General features: G+C 58.1%; 22 protein-coding genes. 8 read left to right on the top strand and 14 right to left on the bottom strand.

Annotated features, from left to right (window positions below; genetic code table 11):
- Nucleotides 1-184 precede the first annotated feature (184 nt).
- From msrQ to mrcB, 9 genes are all read right to left on the bottom strand, one after another.
- A complete protein-coding gene (gene msrQ / locus G9Q84_RS25980) occupies nucleotides 185-805 on the bottom strand; it encodes a protein-methionine-sulfoxide reductase heme-binding subunit MsrQ (protein WP_099603189.1) in 621 nt (206 codons plus the stop codon).
- On the bottom strand, nucleotides 805-1,818 hold the full coding sequence (gene msrP / locus G9Q84_RS25975) for a protein-methionine-sulfoxide reductase catalytic subunit MsrP (RefSeq protein ID WP_122755944.1): 1,014 nt from the start codon (nucleotides 1,816-1,818) through the stop codon (nucleotides 805-807). The genes msrQ and msrP overlap by 1 nt, the downstream gene beginning before the upstream one ends.
- A gap of 63 nt (nucleotides 1,819-1,881) precedes the next feature.
- Nucleotides 1,882-2,739: a CDP-diacylglycerol--serine O-phosphatidyltransferase gene (pssA, locus tag G9Q84_RS25970; protein WP_032884759.1), complete on the bottom strand. Its 858-nt coding sequence runs from the start codon at nucleotides 2,737-2,739 to the stop codon at nucleotides 1,882-1,884.
- Nucleotides 2,740-2,882: 143 nt separating this feature from the next.
- Nucleotides 2,883-3,899, bottom strand: coding sequence for a ketol-acid reductoisomerase (gene ilvC, locus G9Q84_RS25965; RefSeq protein ID WP_003194132.1), 1,017 nt, complete (start codon nucleotides 3,897-3,899; stop codon nucleotides 2,883-2,885).
- 47 nt (nucleotides 3,900-3,946) lie between these two features.
- Nucleotides 3,947-4,438 (bottom strand): acetolactate synthase small subunit, encoded by a 492-nt coding sequence (gene ilvN, locus G9Q84_RS25960; RefSeq protein ID WP_003176102.1) that lies wholly within the window; start codon nucleotides 4,436-4,438, stop codon nucleotides 3,947-3,949.
- A 2-nt stretch (nucleotides 4,439-4,440) separates the two neighbouring features.
- Nucleotides 4,441-6,165, bottom strand: coding sequence for an acetolactate synthase 3 large subunit (locus G9Q84_RS25955; RefSeq protein ID WP_095186270.1), 1,725 nt, complete (start codon nucleotides 6,163-6,165; stop codon nucleotides 4,441-4,443).
- Between the two features lie 431 nt (nucleotides 6,166-6,596).
- Complete coding sequence (locus G9Q84_RS25950; RefSeq protein ID WP_122755945.1) at nucleotides 6,597-6,926, bottom strand: YqcC family protein; 330 nt, start codon at nucleotides 6,924-6,926, stop codon at nucleotides 6,597-6,599.
- A complete protein-coding gene (locus G9Q84_RS25945) occupies nucleotides 6,926-7,660 on the bottom strand; it encodes a tetratricopeptide repeat protein (protein ID WP_122755946.1) in 735 nt (244 codons plus the stop codon). The genes G9Q84_RS25950 and G9Q84_RS25945 overlap by 1 nt, the downstream gene beginning before the upstream one ends.
- A gap of 16 nt (nucleotides 7,661-7,676) precedes the next feature.
- Complete coding sequence (mrcB, locus tag G9Q84_RS25940; RefSeq protein ID WP_032884756.1) at nucleotides 7,677-10,001, bottom strand: penicillin-binding protein 1B; 2,325 nt, start codon at nucleotides 9,999-10,001, stop codon at nucleotides 7,677-7,679.
- A 118-nt stretch (nucleotides 10,002-10,119) separates the two neighbouring features.
- On the opposite strand from mrcB, the gene G9Q84_RS25935 reads away from it, so the two are divergent.
- The 3 genes from G9Q84_RS25935 to G9Q84_RS25925 all read left to right on the top strand — a co-directional run bounded on the left by G9Q84_RS25935 (nucleotide 10,120) and on the right by G9Q84_RS25925 (nucleotide 12,589).
- A complete protein-coding gene (locus G9Q84_RS25935; protein WP_122755947.1) occupies nucleotides 10,120-11,676 on the top strand; it encodes an AAA family ATPase in 1,557 nt (518 codons plus the stop codon).
- A gap of 93 nt (nucleotides 11,677-11,769) precedes the next feature.
- A complete protein-coding gene (locus G9Q84_RS25930) occupies nucleotides 11,770-12,114 on the top strand; it encodes a pentapeptide repeat-containing protein (protein WP_032884754.1) in 345 nt (114 codons plus the stop codon).
- 202 nt (nucleotides 12,115-12,316) lie between these two features.
- Nucleotides 12,317-12,589, top strand: a complete 273-nt coding sequence (locus tag G9Q84_RS25925) for a TfoX/Sxy family protein (RefSeq protein ID WP_032884753.1) — start codon at nucleotides 12,317-12,319, stop codon at nucleotides 12,587-12,589.
- Between the two features lie 244 nt (nucleotides 12,590-12,833).
- Here G9Q84_RS25925 and G9Q84_RS25920 read toward each other — a convergent pair whose 3' ends face one another.
- Genes G9Q84_RS25920 through G9Q84_RS25910 form a run of 3 tightly spaced genes read right to left on the bottom strand, consistent with a single transcriptional unit; the run spans nucleotide 12,834 to nucleotide 15,513 of the window.
- Nucleotides 12,834-13,601 carry a heme ABC transporter ATP-binding protein gene (locus tag G9Q84_RS25920; protein WP_122755948.1) on the bottom strand — a complete coding sequence of 256 codons (768 nt, stop codon included), beginning with the start codon at nucleotides 13,599-13,601 and terminating at the stop codon, nucleotides 12,834-12,836.
- Nucleotides 13,601-14,584: a FecCD family ABC transporter permease gene (locus tag G9Q84_RS25915; protein ID WP_163034915.1), complete on the bottom strand. Its 984-nt coding sequence runs from the start codon at nucleotides 14,582-14,584 to the stop codon at nucleotides 13,601-13,603. Before G9Q84_RS25915 ends, G9Q84_RS25920 begins: the two co-directional genes overlap by 1 nt.
- A gap of 50 nt (nucleotides 14,585-14,634) precedes the next feature.
- The gene (locus G9Q84_RS25910; protein ID WP_122755950.1) at nucleotides 14,635-15,513 is read right to left on the bottom strand and encodes a heme/hemin ABC transporter substrate-binding protein; all 879 of its coding nucleotides are present in this window, start codon (nucleotides 15,511-15,513) and stop codon (nucleotides 14,635-14,637) included.
- A 155-nt stretch (nucleotides 15,514-15,668) separates the two neighbouring features.
- On the opposite strand from G9Q84_RS25910, the gene G9Q84_RS25905 reads away from it, so the two are divergent.
- A complete protein-coding gene (locus G9Q84_RS25905) occupies nucleotides 15,669-15,986 on the top strand; it encodes a Rieske (2Fe-2S) protein (protein ID WP_032884749.1) in 318 nt (105 codons plus the stop codon).
- Here the strand turns inward: G9Q84_RS25905 and sfsA are convergent.
- Nucleotides 15,983-16,693 (bottom strand): DNA/RNA nuclease SfsA, encoded by a 711-nt coding sequence (gene sfsA / locus G9Q84_RS25900; protein ID WP_181644300.1) that lies wholly within the window; start codon nucleotides 16,691-16,693, stop codon nucleotides 15,983-15,985. The two genes, G9Q84_RS25905 and sfsA, sit on opposite strands and share 4 nt — an antisense overlap.
- Nucleotides 16,693-17,865 (bottom strand): pyridoxal phosphate-dependent aminotransferase, encoded by a 1,173-nt coding sequence (locus G9Q84_RS25895; protein WP_122755952.1) that lies wholly within the window; start codon nucleotides 17,863-17,865, stop codon nucleotides 16,693-16,695. The genes sfsA and G9Q84_RS25895 overlap by 1 nt, the downstream gene beginning before the upstream one ends.
- 318 nt (nucleotides 17,866-18,183) lie before the next feature.
- Here G9Q84_RS25895 and dksA point away from each other — a divergent pair, with 318 nt between their 5' ends.
- From dksA to G9Q84_RS25875, 4 genes are all read left to right on the top strand, one after another.
- Nucleotides 18,184-18,627, top strand: a complete 444-nt coding sequence (gene dksA, locus G9Q84_RS25890) for an RNA polymerase-binding protein DksA (protein WP_032884743.1) — start codon at nucleotides 18,184-18,186, stop codon at nucleotides 18,625-18,627.
- A gap of 83 nt (nucleotides 18,628-18,710) precedes the next feature.
- Entirely contained in the window at nucleotides 18,711-19,598 is an 888-nt protein-coding gene (gene gluQRS, locus G9Q84_RS25885; protein ID WP_032884742.1) for a tRNA glutamyl-Q(34) synthetase GluQRS, read from the top strand.
- Between the two features lie 62 nt (nucleotides 19,599-19,660).
- Entirely contained in the window at nucleotides 19,661-19,837 is a 177-nt protein-coding gene (locus G9Q84_RS25880; protein ID WP_003176118.1) for a hypothetical protein, read from the top strand.
- Nucleotides 19,821-22,775 (top strand): sensor histidine kinase, encoded by a 2,955-nt coding sequence (locus G9Q84_RS25875; protein ID WP_163033263.1) that lies wholly within the window; start codon nucleotides 19,821-19,823, stop codon nucleotides 22,773-22,775. Before G9Q84_RS25880 ends, G9Q84_RS25875 begins: the two co-directional genes overlap by 17 nt.
- Nucleotides 22,776-22,786: the final 11 nt, after the last annotated feature.

Here is a 22,786-nt window from a genome sequence, read left to right as displayed (position 1 = left end):
CGAATTCTACAGCGTTACACGCTGCTGTCAACACCTCTTTTTCAACTTCCTTTTGGCTTCGATGAACTGAAGCAACTTACTGCCGAAAACCGCGTAACTCATTGTTTAACAAGGAGTTTTCCGTTTCAACTGCGCCGGAAGTGGGGCGAATTATAGGCTCCCAGAATCTGCGGTCAAGCGTTAATTACGCTTTTGTTGCAGAAGGTGCTTTTTTCGCAATAAGCCGGGGGATTCGGCGCATCACCGGTGGTAAACGCAACACCAGCAGCAGCGCACCTACAGATGCATAGATTACCCACTCCTTTAGATCAGCTCGCACGATCCACAACATATGCAGCAGTCCAAGCCCAAGAATCACATATACCAGGCGATGCAGCTTCTTCCAACGACTGCCCAGTCGACGTTGGCTATAGCGATTAGACGTCACCGCCAACACCAGCAACGACAAGAACCCTAACGTACCCACAATAATATAAGGCCGCTTACGTAGCTCGACCCCAAGCTGAGACCAATCCAGACCCAGAACAAACACACAATAGGCCGCCAGATGCAGCACCACATAAGCAAAGCACCACAACCCTAGCTGTCGGCGCACCGCTATCCACCCCGCCCAGCCGCTCAACTTTTGCAGCGGGGTCATCCCCAGCGTGATCAACAGCAGGATCAAAGTGCCCAACCCCAGTCGATCAACCAGCACCTTTCCTGGATCTGGTCCAAGAACAAAACTCCACGCCTCATATAGCCATAACAAAGGCCACACTGCCGCGGCTATAAAAACGCCGAGGCGCCAGATGGGGTAGCGCATTAGTAGTTCTTCCGCAGGTCGAGACCTGCATATAAAGAAGCAACCTCATCCGAGTAGCCATTGAACATCTGCGTTTCACGTACATTCGGACTGAACAAACCACTTGGCAGACGACGCTCACGCGCCTGAGTCCAACGCGGATGGTCCACTGTAGGGTTCACATTGGCATAGAACCCATACTCATCCGCCGCAATACTCTGCCACGTGGTTTTCGGCTGCTCACTCACAAGGCTGATCCGCACGATCGACTTCACACTCTTGAAACCGTACTTCCAAGGCACGACGAGACGTAACGGCGCGCCGTTCTGATTGGGCAACTCGCGCCCATACATCCCAACGGCAAGAATCGCTAAAGGATTCATCGCCTCATCCAGGCGCAAACCTTCAACATAAGGCCAATCGATCAAGCCAAAACTCGAACGCTGCCCCGGCATGCTCTTGGAATCCTGGAGTGTTTCAAAGCGGATGTATTTGGCCTTGGAGGTTGGCCCAACCTGCTGGAGCAACGCGGAGATCGGAAAGCCCATCCATGGAATGACCATCGACCAAGCCTCGACGCAGCGCAACCGGTAGATCCGCTCTTCCAACTGATAGGGCTTCATGAAGTCCTCCAAGGCATAACGCCCCGGCTTGGCAACCTCACCATCAATCACGACACTCCAAGGTTCGGTCTTGAGTGAACCCGCGTTGTTCGCCGGATCCCCTTTGTCAGTGCCGAATTCATAGAAGTTGTTGTAGTGGGTTGCGTCCTTGAACGGGGTGATAGCCTCACCTTCAACCGTCACAGCCTGCCATTTAGTAGCAGGCAGCTTGCCAGCAAACCAGCCCGGCGCCTTCCCCGGCTCAACATCGGCATATCGCGCAGCGTCATCTGCACTGGCCCAACGCGGCAGGCCGCTGGCAGCAATGCCCGCAAGCGCACCACCGATCAAGCTACGGCGAGAAAGATAGAAGGATTCAGAGGTGACATCCGATTCATGGCAATCGGACGCTTTAGGCAATTTGATTAACATGGCAACTCCGCAGCATTGGAGGACTGATGCACCAATAGACTGCGGAGTATGGGGGAAATTACATTAAGGCAACGTTTTGTCCCGGCGCATATGTAGCAAGTACTGAACTGGCCCAGAAGCGGCGTAGACCAAGAAGGCCAATAGCAGAATCCGAGGCGGATCACTGAAGACCACCGCAAACACCAGCACCACTGCCAGGATTGCCACGAAAGGTACTCGCCCTTTGAGATCAAGCTCCTTGAAGCTGTTGTACTTGATGTTGCTGACCATCAGCATTCCGGCAGCGGCAACCATTAACGCCACCAGGAAAGACATTTTCGAGCCCTGGATGCCGTAGTCACTGAATGCCCAGACGATACCCGCCACGACACCCGCCGCTGCCGGACTGGCCAACCCGATGAAGTAACGTTTATCAGCAGTACCCACCTGAGTGTTGAAACGTGCCAGACGCAAAGCGGCGCCCGCGACATAGATGAAGGCAACCATCCAGCCAACCTTGCCCATGTCACCCAATGCCCAAGCAAATGCCAACAGCGCCGGCGCGACCCCAAATGCAACCATGTCAGACAGCGAGTCGTACTCGGCACCGAAGGCACTTTGGGTATTGGTCATACGTGCAACACGACCATCCAAACCGTCGAGCACCATGGCCACGAAAATGGCAATGGCCGCGAAACCGAAGTACTTGCTGGCACTCGCCGCATCACCCGCCGCCAGCGCACTTTGGGCACTCATGGAGTTGATAATGGAATAGAACCCGGCAAACAAGTTTGCCGTAGTGAACAGATTGGGCAACAAATAGATGCCACGATGCCGGACCTTGCGGCCTTCAGCGTCATGCCCTTCTTCGACATGCTCATCGATCGGTAGCAGGCTTTCGGCGTCAGGAGCCTGGTTAGGCTCTTCGGGACGTTCGCTCATGGACTTTACCTTGCAACGGTGTGAAAAAATTCGACCAATACTTGCGGCGAGTGTTCGCTCGCAAACGATGCAGCTTTATACCAGAACCCGCCCCCAAACGAAAAAACGCGGCCTAAGCCGCGTTTTCTCTTGATGCGTACGACTTAGTTTTTAGCTTTGTCGACGATCTTGTTGGCACCGATCCACGGCATCATGGAACGCAGTTGCTCGCCGATGACTTCGATACCGTGAGCAGCGTTGTTACGACGCTTGGCGGTCATCGAAGGGTAGCCGGTAGCGCCTTCACTGATGAACATTTTGGCGTATTCGCCGTCCTGAATACGTTTCAGGGCGTTGCGCATAGCTTGGCGGGACTCGGCGTTGATCACTTCTGGGCCAGTCACGTACTCGCCGTATTCGGCGTTGTTGGAGATCGAGTAGTTCATGTTGGCGATACCGCCTTCGTACATGAGGTCAACGATCAGCTTCAGTTCGTGCAGGCATTCGAAGTAGGCCATTTCCGGCGCGTAGCCAGCTTCAACCAGGGTTTCGAAACCGGCTTTAACCAGCTCAACGGTACCGCCGCACAGAACGGCTTGCTCGCCGAACAGGTCGGTTTCGGTCTCGTCCTTGAAGGTGGTTTCGATGATGCCGGTACGACCACCACCGACGCCAGCAGCGTAGGACAGTGCAACGTTTTTGGCATTGCCGGATGCGTCCTGATAGATCGCGATCAGGTCAGGGATACCACCGCCTTTGACGAACTCGGAGCGTACGGTGTGACCTGGCGCTTTTGGCGCGATCATGATCACGTCCAGGTCTGCGCGCGGCACAACCTGGTTGTAGTGAATCGCAAAGCCGTGGGAGAAGGCCAGGGTGGCGCCTTTCTTGATGTTCGGCTCGATTTCGTTTTTGTACAACGAGGACTGGAACTCGTCCGGGGTCAGGATCATGACCAGGTCAGCAGCAGCAACAGCGGAAGCAACGTCAGTCACTTTCAGGCCATGAGCTTCCGCCTTGGCAACGGTGGCCGAGCCTTTACGCAGGCCAACAGTCACGTCAACGCCGGAGTCTTTCAGGTTGCAAGCTTGCGCGTGACCCTGGGAGCCGTAGCCGATGATGGCGACTTTCTTGCCCTGGATGATCGACAGGTCACAATCTTTATCGTAATAAACTTTCATGAGGTTCCTCTATATATCCAGGCCGTAAGGCCATTCACTAATTTGGGTTAGATGCTGAGTACTTTGTCGCCACGGGCAATCCCGGTGACACCACTGCGTACCGTTTCCAGAATCGAGGCCGTCCCGATCGACTGGATGAAGCTGTCCAACTTGTCGCTTGTACCGGTCAGTTGCACGGTATAAACGCTGGCGCTCACATCGACGATCTGCCCGCGATAGATGTCGGTAGTCCGCTTGATTTCGGCACGTTGGGCACCCGTAGCCTTGACCTTTACCAGCATCAGCTCGCGCTCGATGTGGGCACTTTCCGACAGGTCGACCAGCTTGACCACTTCGATCAGCTTGTTGAGGTTCTTGGTGATCTGCTCGATCACCTCATCGTGGCCCACGGTGGTCAACGTCAGGCGCGACAGAGTCGGGTCTTCGGTCGGAGCCACGGTCAGGCTTTCGATGTTGTAGTTGCGTTGCGAAAACAGGCCGACAACACGAGACAGAGCGCCGGGTTCGTTCTCCAGAAGCAGGGAGATAATGTGCCGCATGATTAAGTACGCTCCGTCTTGTTCAGCCACATGTCGCGCATAGAGCCGTCTTTGATCTGCATCGGATAAACGTGCTCGCTGGTATCCACTTGAATATCGAGGAACACCAGGCGGTCCTTCATGGCGAACGCCTCTTCCATCTTCGGCTTCAGATCTTTCAGATCGGTGATGCGAATGCCGACGTGGCCATAGGCTTCAACCAACTTGATGAAATCCGGAAGCGATTCCATATAGGAATGAGAGTGACGGCTGCCGTAGCTCATGTCTTGCCATTGACGAACCATACCCAGCACGCCGTTGTTCAGGCAGACGATCTTCACCGGAAGACCGTACTGCAGGCACGTCGACAGTTCCTGAATGTTCATCTGGATGCTGCCTTCACCGGTAACGCACGCGACGTCGCTGTCCGGGAAGCTCAGCTTCACACCCATGGCCGCAGGAAAACCAAAGCCCATCGTGCCCAGACCACCGGAGTTGATCCAGCGGTTAGGCTTGTCGAACTTGTAGTATTGCGCGGCGAACATCTGGTGCTGACCCACGTCGGAGGTCACAAAGGCGTCGCCCTTGGTCACTTCGCACAGGGTCTCGATCACGGTTTGAGGCTTGATGATGCTGCCGTCGCCCTTGTCGTAAGGGAACAGGCCGCGGTCACCGCGCCATTCGTCGATCTGCTTCCACCAGCTGGCGACGGATTCCTTGTTCGGCGTCTCACCGATGTCCTTAAGCGCAGCGACCATTTCGGTCAGCACACTTTCCACAGGACCTACAATTGGCACGTCGGCCTTGATGGTCTTGGAGATGGACGCTGGATCGATATCGATGTGGATGATCTTCGCGTTCGGGCAGAATTTGCTCGCGCCGTTGATCACACGATCATCAAAACGCGCACCCACAGCCAGGATCACGTCGGCGTGGTGCATGGTCAGGTTGGCGGTGTAGCTGCCGTGCATGCCGAGCATGCCGACGAACTGACGATCCGTACCCGGAAAAGCGCCGAGGCCCATCAGGGTGTTGGTGACCGGCAGGTTGAGCAGCTTGGCTAATTCGGTCAACGGTGCGGAGCCGCCGCCCAGGATCACACCGCCACCCGAGTACAACACAGGTCGCTTGGCTGCCAGGAGCATTTCTGCTGCCTTGCGGATTTGCCCCGAGTGCCCACGAACAGCCGGACTGTAGGAGCGCAGCTTGGCTTTCTTCGGGAAGACGTATTCGAATTTCTCGGCGGGGTTGGTCATGTCTTTCGGGATATCGACCACGACAGGGCCCGGGCGACCGGACTGCGCGAGGTAGAACGCCTTTTTCATGACTTCCGGGATTTCCGACGCATGCTTGATCATGAAGCTGTGTTTCACGATCGGCCGGGAGATACCGATCATGTCGGTTTCCTGGAATGCATCGGTACCGACCATGGTGCTTGGCACCTGGCCAGAAATGATCACCATCGGGATGGAGTCCATATAAGCAGTCGCAATGCCGGTAATGGCATTCGTTGCGCCTGGGCCGGACGTTACCAGCACCACGCCGGCTTTACCGGTGGCACGGGCGTAACCGTCAGCCATATGGGTCGCGGCTTGTTCGTGGCGAACCAGGATGTGGGTAACAGCCGGCTCCTTGAACAGTGCGTCGTAAACATGCAACAGAGCACCACCTGGGTACCCGTAGATATAGTCGACGCCTTCGTCACGCAAAAAGCGGACGAGCATCTCACCGCCAGATAAAAGCTCCACGTTGTTCACCTCTAAAACGCCAGAATACCGTCCGTTGAAAACCGACGGGTCTTAATAGGTTTACTTCTCAACAGAGCATGAGCGACGGTGGTCGCCGACTACGTCAGCACTGACTGAGCAAGTATTGGGATCGTCCCAAGTGTTGCGGGCTTTTCCCACCCAGCGCGAGGTAACGCGTTGCGGGTGTAACAGGTCGGCGCGGATGTGCGCCTCATGATCTGCTGAGCGGGCCTGCTTCTGGCAGTCCCGATACAGCGGACTTTGGATTCTTCTGTTTCAGGCCGTTCAAGTCAAGCAATAATTGCGCTTTTTTCCAACTAAGCGCATGAGAACGTAGAAGAAAGGGCTTTGAGGAGGGATAAAACTCGCCTGAATGTCGTCAAGCGGTAGAAATATGCGCAAGACTGCCGAAAAAACCGGCAGTCAGGCAATTAACGAGCGTCGACGATCAATTGATCGAACTTTTTCAGCGCATTGCGTAAACCGAGGCTCTCGCGCGGCCGATCGGCGTACACCATCTCGGCCATCTCCAGAATCCCTGACGCATTGGGCAGTGGCAGGTCCTGTTCGAGGATCTGCTTCATGCGCGTCAGGAAAATCCATTGCAGCCACTGGTGAAAGCCCAGGGTATCCACCGAAAACGGCTCAACACTGCTGAGCGCCTCAATGCTGGGGGACACCTCATCCCACCAGCCTTGTATGCGCAGTTCGCGCTCAATCAGCAATAACTGTTCGGCAATCGCGGGAAACCGTACATCCATCAGAGGCTGACCTTGGCTTTCTGCCGGGCCTGAGCAGCGCCAGCGGCATCACCTTGTGCGGCGCGCGCATCTCCGATTAACACCCAAAGACTGGCCTGCAGATCGGGACGACCGTTGGCCAGCGTGAGGCCACGACGGGCGAACTGTTCGGCCTGAGGCGCATCGCCTTGGGCCATGCGTACCTGTGCCAGGCGATACAGTACTTGCGGTTCACGAGGTGCAACTCGCTGCGCCCGCTCAAGGCTCGATGAAGCGCCGTTCAGGTCGCCACCGGCCTGTTGTTGCTGCGCCGTAGTCAGCAAGGCCAGCACCGGACCGTCCAGTTGCTCGTCAGCCGAAAGGCCGCCGCCACTGGAGGAAGATGGAATGCCACTCGGCGTCGACGGCATGTTGTAAGTGCCCTGGTTGATCGGCGCGGTCTGAATGGGCGTGGACTCAATCGGTCCGGAGGTGCTTGGCCCTGGAGTCCATGGCTCGGCACTGATCGGTGCGGACGTAGCGGCGCCGCCGCCCGGCACCATCACCACCACGCCCGAATCTTGCGGCACGGCCTGAGGCTTGGCCTGCGCCGGACGGTTGGTCACGGTCTGGCGGAAACCGCCATTGGCCGAGATCCGGTCGCTATTGGAGACGGCAGTGCTCGAATCCACCACGGGAATGGAGCCGCGCTGCACGCTGGAGCAACCGCTGAGCAAAGCCAGAGCTGTAATCGCTGGAATACACCACTTGTTCACTTGAAACCCTCTTTGCTTAATTCATCCAGCCCTTGACCCAATCCATCACCGATTCCGCGTCCGCAGGGGCACCGCCGCCGCACGCAGCACCGGGTGGTGGCTCGCTGCCGCGAATATACGGCATCTGTACTGCGCCCGGACAGTTAGCGTCGGAACCCTGGCCGGTATGCGGATCAATCCAGGCCTGCACGATGTTATCCGGCTGCGGCATATTCAATGGCAACGGGTCGGCCTTGCGCATAAAACTGGTCCAGACCTGCAACGCACCGGTAGCACCGGTAAAAGGCGTCTTACCGTTGTCGTCTCGACCGAGCCACACCACGGCCAGTACATCCTGACCGAAACCTGCAAACCAGCTATCGCGCGAATCGTTACTGGTACCGGTCTTGCCCGCCAGCGTCAGGTTGGACGGAAGCACCTTATAGACCGAGCTACCGGTACCTTCACGCATCACGCGCTGCATGGCGTTCTGGATCAGGTAGATAGAGCCAGCGTCAAAGCGCTGCTGGATCTGGAACGGGTAGCGCTTGAGCGGCTCACCCTCAGCCGTCAGTACACTGCGGATCCCGCGCATCGGAGTGTTGAAGCCACCGTTGGCGAGGGTCTGGTACATGGTCGCGACTTCCATCGGCGTCATGGCGCCGGCGCCCAACAGGATCGATGGGAACGACGGGAATTCGCGGGTGATGCCCAGTCGAGCCAGCGTCTTGAGGACATTCGGCACGCCGACTTCCAGGCCAAGCCGAGATGTAGAGATGTTGTAGGAGTGCGCCAAGCCTTGATACAGGAACACCGTGCCGTGGGAACGGCGATCGAAGTTCTGTGGGGTCCACACCTGGCCGTCCCCGCCTTTGACCGACAGCGGATCATCCGACAGCCAGCTCGTCAGGGTGTACTTGCTCGGTTTTTCCAACGCAGTGAGGTAGACCGCAGGCTTGACCAGCGAACCAATCGGCCGCACCGCATCCAAAGCACGATTGAATCCGGCAAAACTCGCCTGGCGACTGCCGATCATGGCTTGGACTTCACCGGTTTCCGGATTGGTGACCACCATTGCGGCTTCTACTTCGTCGGAGCCCTTACGACCCGTCAGACGCTTGAAGGTATCGCTGACTGACGCTTCGGCCTTCATCTGCAAAATCGGGTCAAAACTGGTGAAAATTCGCAAACCTTCTTCGGTCAAGTCCTCGTCGCGGTAGTCTTCACGCAGTTGACGTTTAACCAGATCGATAAAGCCTGGGAATGAACTGTCCGCCAACTTGCCGCGAGTTGTCACACCCAGCGGCATTTTCTTCGCTGCGGCCACCTGTTCAGCCGTGGCCACGCCTTGCTGCTCAAGCACATCCAGCACCAGGTTACGACGCTCAAGCGCACGCTCAGGATTGCGACGCGGGTTGTAGTAGGAAGGCCCCTTGACCATCCCCACCAACAAGGCCACTTGATGCAGCTTCAACTCAGACAGCGGCTGACCGAAGAAGAACTGGCTGGCCAGACCGAAGCCATGTACCGCGCGCTGGCCATCCTGCCCGACGAAGACCTCGTTGAGGTATGCCTCAAGGATTTCCTGCTTGCTGTAGTGAAGCTCAAGCAGCATAGCCATCATCGCTTCGGTGAGCTTTCGGGTCAGACTGCGCTCGTTGGTGAGGTAGAAGTTCTTCACCAGCTGCTGAGTCAGCGTACTGCCGCCCTGGGTCATCTTGCCGCCGGACGTGTTCACCCAAACCGCACGGGCAATCGACTTCGGCGAAACACCCCAGTGGCTATAAAAATCGCGATCCTCTACCGCAACCAGAGTTTCCAGAAGGTACGGAGGCACCTGATCAAGCTTGATCAGGATGCGATCTTCAAGGTTTTTCGGGTAAATCCCGCCGATCATCAACGGTTCAAGACGTACCACCGGCAATTTCGAGCCGTTGAGGGAGGACAACTCGGCGACGTAATCACCGGAAAAGCGCACGCGGACCGGCTGGGCTTTTTCCAGGCCTTCATAGAACTGGAAGCCACGGGTATTCAGGTCGACAGTGTTTCCGCTGACAGCGGCCGCACCCGGGCCGTTGCTCACGGGTTCGCGGCGGTAGCCGAGGGCATCGAGCTCGGTAAGGAAGTCATCCTTGCTCAGCTTCTGGCCGCTGAACAATTCCAGCGGGCGCGCGTACACCTTTGCAGGAATGGTCCAGCGCTTGCCGGAGAACTTCTCCTGGACCACAGCGTCGAGGTACACGGCGAAGCCGGCGAGTACCACAAGGCCTACGAGGCCGAGCTTGAGCGCCCAGCCAAGCCAAGGGCGCAGGCCGCGGGAAGGAGGTTTTTTACGGGAACGGGGAGATCGGGTTCGAGTCATGGCGGCGGATTATACGCACTTTATTGATGATCAACATGAGCCGGACAGCGGTTTGCACGACCGTCCGTAGCAGCCATAATGCGCGCCATGATTTCCCCCAGACTCTGAAGGATCGCCCGTGAGCCAGTCACTGATCGCCGCCCTGCAAAACCCGGCTTTGTACCCTCATCCGGTTGAAGCGTTCCAAGTCATCGAGACCCATATTTCATGGGTCGTATTGACCGGCCCTTACGCCTATAAACTGAAAAAGCCGATGAATTTCGGGTTTCTGGACTTCACCGACCTGGAAAAGCGCAAACACTTCTGCAACGAAGAACTGCGTCTGAACCAGCGTCTGACGAACGATTTGTATCTGGACGTGTTGCCGATTACCGGCACTGCCGAAGCGCCTCAATTGGGCGGCGACGGCCCGGTGATCGAATACGCACTAAAGATGCGCCAGTTCCCGCAAAGCCAACTGCTCAGCACCCTGCAAGCCAATGGCGAACTGACTGCAGCGCACATTGATGAAATGGCCAAGCAAATTGCACACTTCCATCTCACGGCACCGAAAGTCCCGCAAACGCATCCGGCTGGCACTCCTGACGAAGTGATGGCACCTGTACGGCAGAACTTCGACCAGATCCGTCCGTTCCTAAGCGATAAGGCAGACCTGGTTCAACTCGAAGCCTTGCAAGCCTGGGCCGAAAGCAGCTTCGAACGCCTCAAGCCACTGCTGGCACAGCGCAAGCTCGACGGTTTCACCCGCGAATGCCACGGTGATATCCACCTCGGTAACGCCACCTTGATTGACGGCCAAGTGGTGATTTTCGACTGCATCGAGTTTAACGAACCGTTTCGCTTCACCGACGTGTATGCCGACACCGGCTTCCTGGCAATGGACCTGGAAGACCGCGGACTCAAGTCCCTGGCCCGCCGCTTCATCAGCCAATACCTGGAACTGACCGGCGACTATCAGGGCCTTGAAGTGCTGAACTTCTATAAAGCCTACCGCGCCCTGGTACGCGCCAAGGTGTCGTTGTTCAGCATGCCGAGCGAAGCAAGCCCGGTACAACGCGCCACCACTCTGCGCCAGTACCGCAACTACGCGAACCTGGCAGAAAGCTACAGCACTATTCCTTCACGCTTCCTGGCGATTACCCACGGCGTCTCGGCTGTGGGCAAAAGCCACGTATCCATGCGCCTCGTGGAAGCGCTTGGTGCCGTGCGCCTGCGGTCGGACGTGGAACGCAAACGCCTATTCGGCGAGCAGCAAGTGGAAAACACGCTGCAGGCCGGTATCTATGCAGCCGACGCCAGCACAGCAACCTACGCTCGTTTGAACGACCTCGCAGATACCGTGCTGCGCGCCGGCTTCCCGGTGGTACTGGATGCCACCTTCCTGAAACGCGAACAACGTGAAGCCGCCGCCAAGGTTGCCGAAGCCACCGGTGCGCCCTTCCTTATTCTGGACTGCAACGCACCACAGGCCGTTATCAGCAGTTGGCTGGCACAACGTCAGGCAGACAAAAACGATCCGTCCGACGCTACTCTGGCCGTTATCGAAGCACAGCAGGCCAACCGTGACCCCCTCACAGCTGAAGAACTGTTGCTGAGCAAACGCGTCGAGACCAATCAAAGCGGGACTCTCGACGCGGTGGTCGCGCAAATTCGCCAGCGCTTGCCAGGCCTGTAAGAAAAATTTCTTGGTCGTGTCGTCTACTTGGGCGCACGGCCGAGCAATAGTGGCACTATAATGGCGCCATAAATCCAACAGGAGTTCGTTGTCATGAGTCAGCCCAAGCTTCTTGATACCCCGCTCTACTCGCTCCTGCATAAAGACGATGTTCGCGGTTTCAACCAGGAGCGTCCGAAAGACGGCGCTATCGACATGCGCGGAGGCGACTTCCGTGGGCTGGACTTACGCGAGCTGAATGTCACCGGCGTAGATTTTACCGACGCGTATTTCCGCTCCACCGACTTGCGCGGGTTGGATTTGCGCGACTGTTCGCTGGAGGGCGCCAGCCTGGCCCATGCGCAGATTTCGGGCACTTACTTTCCGCCTGAGTTGACCGCCGACGAAATTCTCATGTCGGTCAACTTCGGCACGCGTCTGCGCTACCGTACCAAGTAACACACGCCTCAAGCCCGCTACGTGCAACGTGTAGCGGGCAGCTCACGCCTGCTCACCGTCAAAATCCCCGCGCCATTCTTATAAGCTTTTTGGCCGTTTCGGACCAAAGAACCACGCTTTTCCTACTGAACGCTACACTCCTGTTCAGGCTTGCCTGGTCACGAATACCCACCGCACCATTCGGCCGTCGCAAGGAGGCTTGATGAACGATGAGCTGCAACACCTGAAAAACCTTGGCAAGACGTCAGCGCAGTGGCTGCATGCGGTGGGCATCCACAGCGCGTCCGACTTGCGGCGCTTGGGCGCGGTCGATGCGTATCGAGCTGTAAGGACTCGCGGCTTCCGCGCATCGAAAGTTTTGCTGTATGCCATCGAAGGGGCGCTGATGGATGTGCACTGGAACGACATCCCCGTTGAGCGTAAGGAAGCGTTGAACCGGCAACTGGATGCAATCTCAACGCGCCAGAAGAATTAGATCGACCAAAACACTCAATATTTACGTAGGTTTCGAACATCTGTTTAAGGAAAGCGGATGGTCACGTAAAAACAATTGTTGACTCTCAAATGAGAATCGTTATGATTATCACAACTGGTCGCGAGATCAGCCGATAACTGAAAGACCATTGGTTCGGACTCTCAGATTATCTCCTCATCAGGCTAATCACGGTTATTTGACCCGGCTCTTGCCGGGTCTTTTTTTGTCTGTAAGAAAGCAGACTTTAACGCGCAATGATCAGCGGATGCCCGCGCTCCGGGTGTGGCTGTACCAGCACATCCAAACCAAACACGGCTTTAAGCGGTTCTGGACGCAGCACCCGCACGGGCGTATCCAGAGCGTGGGGGCGCCCCCCGTCAAGCAGCAGAATACGATCACAGTAGCGCGCCGCCAGATTCAGATCATGGAGGATCACCAGCACCGCCGCGCCCCGATCTGCGAAAGTCCGAATAGTTTGCAAAGTCGTGTGCTGGTGCAGGGGATCCAACATTGACGTAGGCTCATCCAGCAGCAACGTCTGCCCCTCCTCCCCCGGCCATAGCTGCGCCAGCACCCGCGCCAAGTGCACGCGCTGGCGCTCGCCACCGGATAACGCCAGGTAGCTGCGACCGCTCAAGTGCGCAACATCTGCTGCTTGCAAGGCTGCATCGATGATTTCGTCATCCCGCACGCGTCCGGTCTGATAGGGCAGACGCCCCATCCCGACGACTTCCTCTACGCGGAATGCAAAGTCCAGGGTCGAGGTTTGTGGCAACACCGCCAGTCGCTGGGCGCGCTGCGATCCGCTCCAGTCTCTCAGCGCCTGCTGCCCCAGCCAGACCTTGCCGTGATCGGGATGCAACTCACCGCACAACGCCCCCAGCAACGTGCTTTTGCCGGCGCCATTGGGGCCCAGCACGCCGAGCACTTCGCCTGGCAGCAAGTCCAAAGTGACATCCTCCAACACGGTTTTTCGACCGCGGCTGATCTGCAGGTTTTCAACACGCAGCATCAGGCACGCCCCCGTAACAACAGGTAAAGAAAAAACGGCGCACCAATGAACGCCGTCACAATCCCAATCGGCAACTCCGCGGGCGCCAAAGCCAGCCGTGCGACCAAGTCAGCTAACAGCAGCAGACTCGCGCCCGCCAAAATTGAAGCCGGAAGTAACACGCGGTGATCAGGCCCAGCGAGCAATCTGACCAGATGCGGCACCACCAGCCCCACAAAACCAATCATTCCGGCTGCCGCGACCGCCGCGCCGACACCTAATGCGGTGCAGAACACCAACTCGCGCTTGAGTGCTTCGACATCAATACCCAGGTGACTGGCCTCGGACTCACCGAGCAGCAGCGCATTCAGTGCCTTCGCCCGGCGCGGTAACCACAGCGCCACACCCGCGCTGACCATCAACAACGGCCACAGGCGGGAATAGCTCGCGCCGTTGAGGCTGCCCAAGTTCCAGAACGCCAGGGTCCGCAGGGTGGCGTCGTCAGCCAAGTAAGTAAAAAGGCCCACCGCCGAGCCGGCCAGCGCAGTGAGGGCAATACCGGCGAGCAGCATCGTCGCCACATTGGTCTGGCCATTACGCCGCCCCAGTCGATAGACCAGCGCGGTAACGCCCAACCCGCCAAGAAATGCGCACAGCGACAGGAGATACGGCCCGAATGCATCCGGCAAACCACCAAAAAACGCACCACCGACGATGGCGACGGCGGCCCCGAGCGCCGCACCACTCGACACCCCCACCAGTCCCGGATCGGCCAACGGGTTGCGAAACAGCCCTTGCATGGCGACGCCCGACAATGCCAATACGCCGCCCACCGCCAGGCCCAGCAAGGTACGCGGCAAACGAATCTGCCCAAGAATAAGCTCGGCCTGCTCCAAGCCCTGCGCTTCAATTGGCACGCCGACCAAACGCAAAGCCGCCTTAAGCGTGTCGAGCAACGGCAGGCTCACCGGCCCCAACGCCAACGAAAGCCAGATCGCCAACACACACAACAGCGTCAGCCCGATAAACAGCGTTTTTGACTTAACCAGCGTGGTCATAGGGCTGGTTTAGCCTGGGCCGGATATAACCCGGCGGACAACTTCACCAGGCTTTGCGGCAGGCGCGGCCCGAGCCCTCCCACCAACAATGTCGGGTCCAGCTCAAATACACGTCCACTCTTGGCGGCTGGCGTCGACGCCAAGATAGGATTCTCTTTGAACAGCGCCGCACGGGCCGCATCACCTGTGAGGGCACGGTCAGCGAATACCAGTACATCCGGGCTCAACCCTGCCAACGACTCCACCGAAAACGGCTTGTAACCGGTGTGCGTGGCCAGGTTTTTACCGCCCGCCTGCTGCACCATCCAATCTCCGGCCGTGTCCTTGCCTGCGATCAGCGGCTTGCCGCCAGCGTGACCGATCAGTAGCAATACACCAGGGGTCTTTTGGGAAGCCTGGGCCTTCGCGACCCAACTTTTCTGCTGACTAAGGGCATTCTCGTACCGGGTAAACAATTCGTCGGCTTTAGCCTCATCACCCAGCAACTTGCCCAAGTGCTGAAGGTTGCCTTTCAAGGTCGGTAAATCCGGCTGCGCCGAGAACATTTCAACCCGAACCCCCGCGCTGCGAATCTGCGCCAGTACCGGCGGCGGGCCCATCTCTTCAGTGCCTACCAGCACCTGCGGGCGCAGGCTGAGAATGCCTTCGGACGACAACTGCCGCTGATAGCCAATACTTGGCAACGTTTTTAGAGACTCTGGATGCTGGCTCGTGGTATCCACGCCGACCAACTTCGGCTCACCGCCCAGAGCCGCCACCCACTCCGACAGCGCCCCACCGGCACTCACCCAACGCTGTGGCAGTTCAGAGGCGTGCGCCCCAGGGTTGACCAGCAATCCGACAACAAGCGCAATAGCGCTGGCACTCAGGCGCATAACAGGGTTTCCTTCCTAAGGCGGGGCCTTTCGGGCACTCATTGATGTGACAGTTACCCCCTGCCATGCATCGAACTGAGCACCCAGTCAGCTAACGGGCGAGCCTGCATTTGATAATTGTTTGCATTTGAACGTCAAGGCACTTAAGGATTGAAATGAAGTTTCTCTGCCCCTCCTCTAGCCTCGCGCCAGACAGCAGCCTCGGTTTTGAAATCGATGGTTGCAAATTATTCGCGGTACGCCGGGACGGCATTGCCTACTTCTATATCAACCGCTGCCCTCATCGCGGCATACCGCTTGAATGGCAACCCGATAAGTTCCTAGACGAGAGCGCCAGTCTGATCCAATGCGCCACCCACGGCGCTCTGTTCCTGATCGAAAGCGGTGAGTGCATTGCCGGGCCGTGCTCCGGTAAAAGCCTACAAGCCCTGCGCGGTCGCGAAGACGAACAGGGCCTGTGGGTAGAGCTCTAATCGAGCAGCACGTCCAACCGGCGATCCACGCAAATTTCCTCGGACGTCACGCGCACGCCGTACGCCAATACTTCCACTCCAGCAGCTTTAGTCTCACGCAAGGCAGCGCCATAGAAAGCATCGATTTCCGAAGCTGGGCGCACGGCGTCAATCCCGGAGAGGTTGACGCAGTACAACTGCACCGCTCGCACACCTTCGCGCGCCAAGTGGGCCAGCTCCCGCAGATGCTTGGCGCCACGCTGGGTCACTGCGTCGGGGAAGGCGGCAACCCGGGTGTTATCAAAGCCTAGGGTGACGCTTTTGACTTCGACATAGGCCGCACCCTCTGGATACTCCAGCCGAAAGTCGATACGGCTTTTCTCCTGACCGTAAGGCACTTCGCGCTTCAGTGCGGTAAAGCCATTGAGCTCCGTGATCACACCAGCCAGTAACGCCTCTTCGACCAACTGATTGGCGCGCGCCGTGTTCACGCACGCCAAACGGCCCTGAGGCGTTTCGGCAATCTCCCAGGTGCCGGGCAGCTTACGCTTGGGGTCGTTGGAGCGACTGAACCAAACTTGCCCGCCTTCCACCATGCAATTAAGCATGGAACCGGTGTTTGGGCAGTGAATAGTCAACAACTCGCCGGTAACAGTTTCGATATCGGTGAGAAAACGCTTGTATCGGCGAATCAGTCGACCTTCTTCGAGGGGAGGATAAAAGCGCATCAGCCTTGCCAGCTCCGCAAGCCACGGGCGATGCGTTCCACCGCTTCCTGTAACCGATCGAGGTTTTGCGTGTAGGCAAAACGCACATGATGGCCCGCTTGATAGCGACCAAAATCTAAGCCGGGCGTAAACGCAACATGCTCGGTTTCGAGAAAGTGCCGGCAAAACGCGAAGGCATCACCGCCGAATGCGCTGATATCGGCGTACAAATAGAACGCCCCTTCCGGCTCTACGGCAATGCCAAAGCCCAATTCGCGTAAGGCGGGCAGCAGGAAGTCGCGACGACGGCCAAACTCGGCACGACGCTCCTCCAAAATGCTCAATGTTTGCGGGGTAAAGCAGGCGAGCGCCGCATATTGGGCCATGCTCGGCGCACTGATATAAAGGTTTTGCGCCAGCTTCTCCAATTCACTCACTGCAGCCGGCGGCGCCACGAGCCAACCCAGCCGCCAGCCGGTCATGCCGAAATACTTCGAAAAACTATTCAGGACGAAGGCGTCATCATCGACCTCCAGCACGCTGGCGGCATCAGTGCCGTAGGTTAGGCCGTGATAGATCTCATCCACCACCAAATGGCCGTTACGCGCCTTGATTGCTTCGGAAAGCCCGGCTAATTCATCGCGCGTGAGGATCGTGCCGGTGGGATTTGCAGGGGAGGCAACCAACGCGCCCACGCTGTCTTGATCCCAGTATCTGGCCACTAGGTCAGCAGTCAGTTGATAACGCACTTCAGGGCCTACCGGCACCAGTTGCGCGGCGCCTTCCACCAAGCGCAGGAAGTGTCGGTTACAGGGATAACCCGGGTCTGCCAGCAGCCAATGCTTGCCTGGGTCCACCAGCAGGCTGCTGGCCAGCAACAACGCGCCAGAACCTCCCGGAGTGACCAGAATACGCTCGGGATCTACATTCAACCCGTAGCGCTGCTGGTAGAAACCGCTGATGGCTTCACGCAATTCTGGCAGGCCTCGGGCTGCGGTATAGCGAGTCTTGCCATTGGCGAGCGCCGCCTGACCGGCCTGGATGATCGGCTCCGCCGTTGTGAAATCGGGCTCGCCGATTTCCAGGTGAATCACGTCATTGCCGGCGGCCTGCAGCTCATTGGCCCGCGCGAGCAACGCCATGACATGAAAAGGTTCGATGGCGCGACTGCGCGCACTGTAGGGCTGAGCCATTAGCCTTCCTTAACGGTGAGGATAAAATCGGGATTCTACCGAACCCGCGCGGTAAAACATGTTCTATTGCCTGCCCGGCCACCTGTGTGGTGCGGGCAAGCGCGCGCAAAACGACTAAAATCAACATTCGAGCCGAAACATACCCAGCCACGACGGGCCTCTGCAGTTTGCAACCCCGACGCGACAGGCTCGACAACCGGGAGTGGCGCACCCCGAATCTATCTGGTAAGTTCGCCCGCTTGCAGCCGCAGGGCCGGCAGGTGTCGGTGACGTTGCAATCCTGCGCAATGGATTAGAAGAGTGAGAGGCGGTCTATTCATGTCCACCCAAGCAAAGCAACAGCAGACTCAAGGCCTCAATGGCTTCGAACCTTACGTAGAGAAGAAAGGTGAGGAGTACATGGGCGAGCCCATGCGCGAGCACTTCACCAAGATCCTGAGCAAGTGGAAACAGGACTTGATGCAGGAGGTCGACCGTACCGTTGACCATATGAAGGACGAAGCAGCCAACTTCCCTGACCCGGCCGACCGTGCCAGCCAGGAAGAAGAGTTCGCCCTTGAACTGCGCGCCCGTGATCGCGAGCGCAAGTTGATCAAGAAGATCGACAAGACACTGCAACTGATCAAAGACGAAGAGTACGGCTGGTGCGAAAACTGCGGGGTCGAGATCGGTATTCGCCGCCTGGAAGCCCGCCCAACCGCGGACCTGTGCGTAGACTGCAAGACCTTGGCTGAAATCAAGGAAAAACAGGTCGGCAAGTAATCCTGTCGAGCTGAACGAATGGAGCGTGTAAACGCTCCATTTTTGTTTCTGGCGTTTACCGATTTTCCAGTAGTATCCGGCCCATGACAGCCTCTACCTATATCGGGCGATTCGCCCCCACGCCCAGCGGCCATTTGCACTTCGGCTCCCTGGTCGCCGCCCTCGCCTCCTACCTAGATGCCCGCGCCAACCACGGCCGCTGGCTGATGCGCATGGAAGACCTCGACCCACCCCGCGAAGAGCCCGGTGCACAGGCGGCGATCCTGCATGCCCTGGAAAGCTATGGCTTTGAGTGGGACGGCGAACTGGTCCGACAAAGCGAGCGGCACGAGGCCTACGCCAAAGTGCTGAACGACATGTTCAACCACGGCCTGGCCTACGCCTGCACCTGCTCACGCAAGCAACTGGAACCCTACAATGGGATTTACCCAGGCTTGTGCCGCAACGCCGGTCACGAGCAGCAAGATGCAGCCATCCGCTTACGTGTACCTGAGCTTTCGTACCACTTTACTGACCGTGTGCAGGGTGAGTTCCGACAACACCTGGGGCGCGAAGCAGGCGATTTCGTCATCCGACGCCGCGACGGCCTTTATGCCTATCAACTGGCCGTGGTCCTGGATGACGCCTGGCAAGGTGTTACCGATATCGTGCGGGGTGCCGATTTGCTCGACTCCACCCCGCGCCAACTGTATCTGCAAGAACTGCTGGGCCTACGCCAACCGCGCTACCTGCACGTGCCCCTGATCATCCAGCCGGACGGTAACAAACTGGGCAAGTCTTACCGTTCGCCGCCGTTGACGCCCGACCAGGCCACGCCTTTGCTATTGAGAGCACTACGCGCCCTTGGCCAACAACCCGGCAGCGAATTGCTTCACGCCAGCCCTAGGGAACTGCTGGATTGGGGCATTCGGCACTGGGATGCCACACAGATCCCGCGCACACTCACCCTGGCCGAAGCGCAATTGAACTGACGGCGCTTGCAGCTTGCCAAGCATCCGTTACCATCGCCGCAGTTTTCTAATCAGAGGCCAACATGTACATCTATCGATTGGTCCTGCTGTTGGTCGTCGGGATCTACCTGTTTTCTCCCGCCATCATGGATTGGTGGATCGATGCCACGGGCGCTTGGTATCGCCCTTATCTGCTGTGGCTGATCCTGATCGTCGTGACCTTCATCCTGCAGAGCCAAAAAGATGCCGATGAGCTTTAGCCTCACTCAGATGCTGCTGATCAGCGCCGCCTACCTGGCCGCGCTGTTCGGGGTTGCCTGGATCAGTGAGCGCGGAATGATTCCGCGGGCGATCATTCGCCATCCGTTGACCTACACCTTGTCCCTGGGCGTATACGCCAGCGCCTGGGCGTTCTATGGCACCGTGGGCCTGGCCTATCAGTACGGTTACGGCTTTCTCTCCAGTTATCTGGGAGTATCCGGCGCGTTTCTGCTGGCGCCGGTATTGCTGTACCCGATCCTCAAAATCACCCGCACCTATCAGCTGTCGTCCCTGGCCGACCTGTTCGCCTTCCGCTTCCGCAGCACATGGGCCGGGGCATTGACCACGGTATTCATGTTGATCGGCGTGCTGCCTCTGCTGGCTCTGCAAATCCAGGCCGTGGCCGACTCCATCAGTATCCTCACCCGTGAGCCGGTACAGCATCGGGTGGCTCTGGCGTTCTGTGCACTGATCTCCCTGTTCACCATCTTTTTCGGCTCGCGCCATATCGCCACCCGCGAGAAACACGAAGGCCTGGTGTTTGCGATTGCTTTCGAGTCGGTGATCAAGCTGATCGCCATCGGCGGCGTCGGCCTCTATGCGCTGTATGGTGTGTTCGACGGCCCTCAACAGCTGGAACTGTGGCTGCTGCAAAACCAGACCGCCCTCGCCGCCCTGCACACTCCGTTGCAGGAAGGTCCATGGCGCACGCTGTTGCTGGTGTTCTTCGCCTCGGCGATCGTAATGCCGCACATGTATCACATGACCTTTACCGAGAACCTCAACCCGCGCTCGCTGGTAAGCGCCAGCTGGGGCTTGCCGCTGTTCCTGCTGTTGATGAGCCTCGCGGTGCCGCTGATCCTGTGGGCCGGCCTGAAACTGGGGGCCACCACCAACCCGGAGTATTTCACCCTGGGTATCGGTATCGCCGCCAATAGCCCGGCGTTGGCGCTGCTGGCTTACGTCGGCGGTTTGTCTGCTGCCAGCGGGCTGATTATCGTCACGACGCTGGCTCTATCGGGCATGGCCCTCAATCACCTGGTGCTGCCGCTGTACCAGCCACCGGCCGAAGGCAATATCTACCGCTGGCTGAAGTGGACCCGCCGCGCGCTGATCGTCGCAATCATCATGGCCGGTTACTGTTTCTACCTGCTGCTCGGCGCCGGGCAAGACCTGGCCAACCTGGGTATCGTCGCGTTTGTCGCCACCTTGCAGTTCCTGCCGGGGGTACTGTCGGTGCTGTACTGGCCGACGGCCAATCGCCGAGGTTTTATCGCGGGTCTGCTCGCCGGGATCCTGGTGTGGATCGTCACCATGCTGTTACCGCTGGTCGGCAACCTGCAGGGCTTCTACATCCCGCTGCTAAACATGATTTACGTGTTGGACGACACCAGTTGGCACATGGCCGCGATTGCTTCTTTGGCCGCCAACGTCCTGATGTTTACCCTGATCTCACTGTTCACCAATGTCAGCCCAGAAGAAACCAGCGCCGCCGAGGCTTGTGCGGTGGATAACGTACGTCGCCCGCAACGCCGCGAACTGCACGCGGCCTCGCCCCAGGAGTTCGCCACCCAACTGGCCAAGCCCCTGGGTGCCAAGGCCGCGCAAAAGGAAGTCGAGCAGGCGCTGCGCGACCTCTACTTGCCGTTCGACGAGCGCCGACCGTATGCGCTACGCCGTCTGCGTGACCGCATTGAGGCGAACCTGTCTGGCCTGATGGGCCCCAGCGTGTCCCAGGACATGGTAGAGACGTTTTTGCCCTATAAAGCCGGTGGCGAAAACTACGTCACCGAAGACATCCATTTCATCGAGAGCCGGCTGGAGGATTACCACTCCCGCCTCACCGGCCTTGCCGCCGAGCTTGATGCCCTGCGCCGCTACCATCGCCAGACGCTGCAAGAGTTGCCCATGGGCGTATGCTCCCTGGCCAAGGATCAGGAGATCCTGATGTGGAACAAGGCCATGGAAGAACTCACCGGTATCGCCGCGCAACGCGTGGTGGGTTCGCGCCTCAACACACTCGGCGATCCGTGGAAAGAATTGCTGCAGGGCTTTATCAACCTGCCCGACGAACACTTGCACAAGCAGCACTTGGCCCTCGACGGTCAGACCCGTTGGCTCAACCTGCACAAAGCGGCCATCGATGAGCCACTGGCCCCCGGTAACAGCGGCTTGGTGCTGTTGGTGGAAGACCTGACCGAAACCCAGATGCTCGAAGACAAGCTGGTGCACTCCGAGCGCCTGGCCAGTATCGGGCGTCTAGCGGCGGGGGTGGCCCACGAAATTGGCAACCCGATCACCGGTATCGCCTGTCTTGCGCAAAACCTGCGGGAAGAGCGTGAAGAGGACGGGGAAATTACCGAGATCAGCGGGCAAATTCTCGAACAGACCAAGCGCGTATCGCGAATCGTGCAGTCATTGATGAGCTTTGCCCATGCGGGCGCCCATCAGAATCAGGACGAAGCGGTCTGCCTGGCCGAAGTGGCGCAGGACGCCATTGGGTTGCTCGCCTTGAACCGGCGCAATTTCGAGGTGCAGTTTTTCAATCTGTGCGACCCCGACCATTGGGTCGATGGTGACTCACAACGCCTGGCCCAAGTACTGATCAACTTGCTGTCCAACTCCCGCGACGCGACGCCGGCCGGTGGTGCGGTACGCGTCAAGACCGAGGCTTTCGAACATACGGTCGATCTGATCGTCGAAGATGAAGGTAGCGGTATTCCACAGAACATCATGGATAGATTGTTCGAACCCTTCTTCACCACCAAGGATCCAGGTGAAGGTACAGGTCTGGGCCTTGCACTGGTCTATTCCATCGTTGAAGAGCATTATGGACAAATCACCATCGACAGCCCGGCTGACACCGAAAGCCAACGCGGCACCCGTATTCGGGTGACCTTGCCGCGTCATGTCGAAGCGACGTCCGCTGTGAACTGAGACCGTCGAGA

The sequence above is a fragment of the Pseudomonas sivasensis genome (genome assembly GCF_013778505.1).
Taxonomy (GTDB): domain Bacteria; phylum Pseudomonadota; class Gammaproteobacteria; order Pseudomonadales; family Pseudomonadaceae; genus Aquipseudomonas; species Aquipseudomonas sivasensis.
Note: the sequence above shows the minus strand (reverse complement) of the source record. Positions and strands in the feature narration are given on the sequence as shown.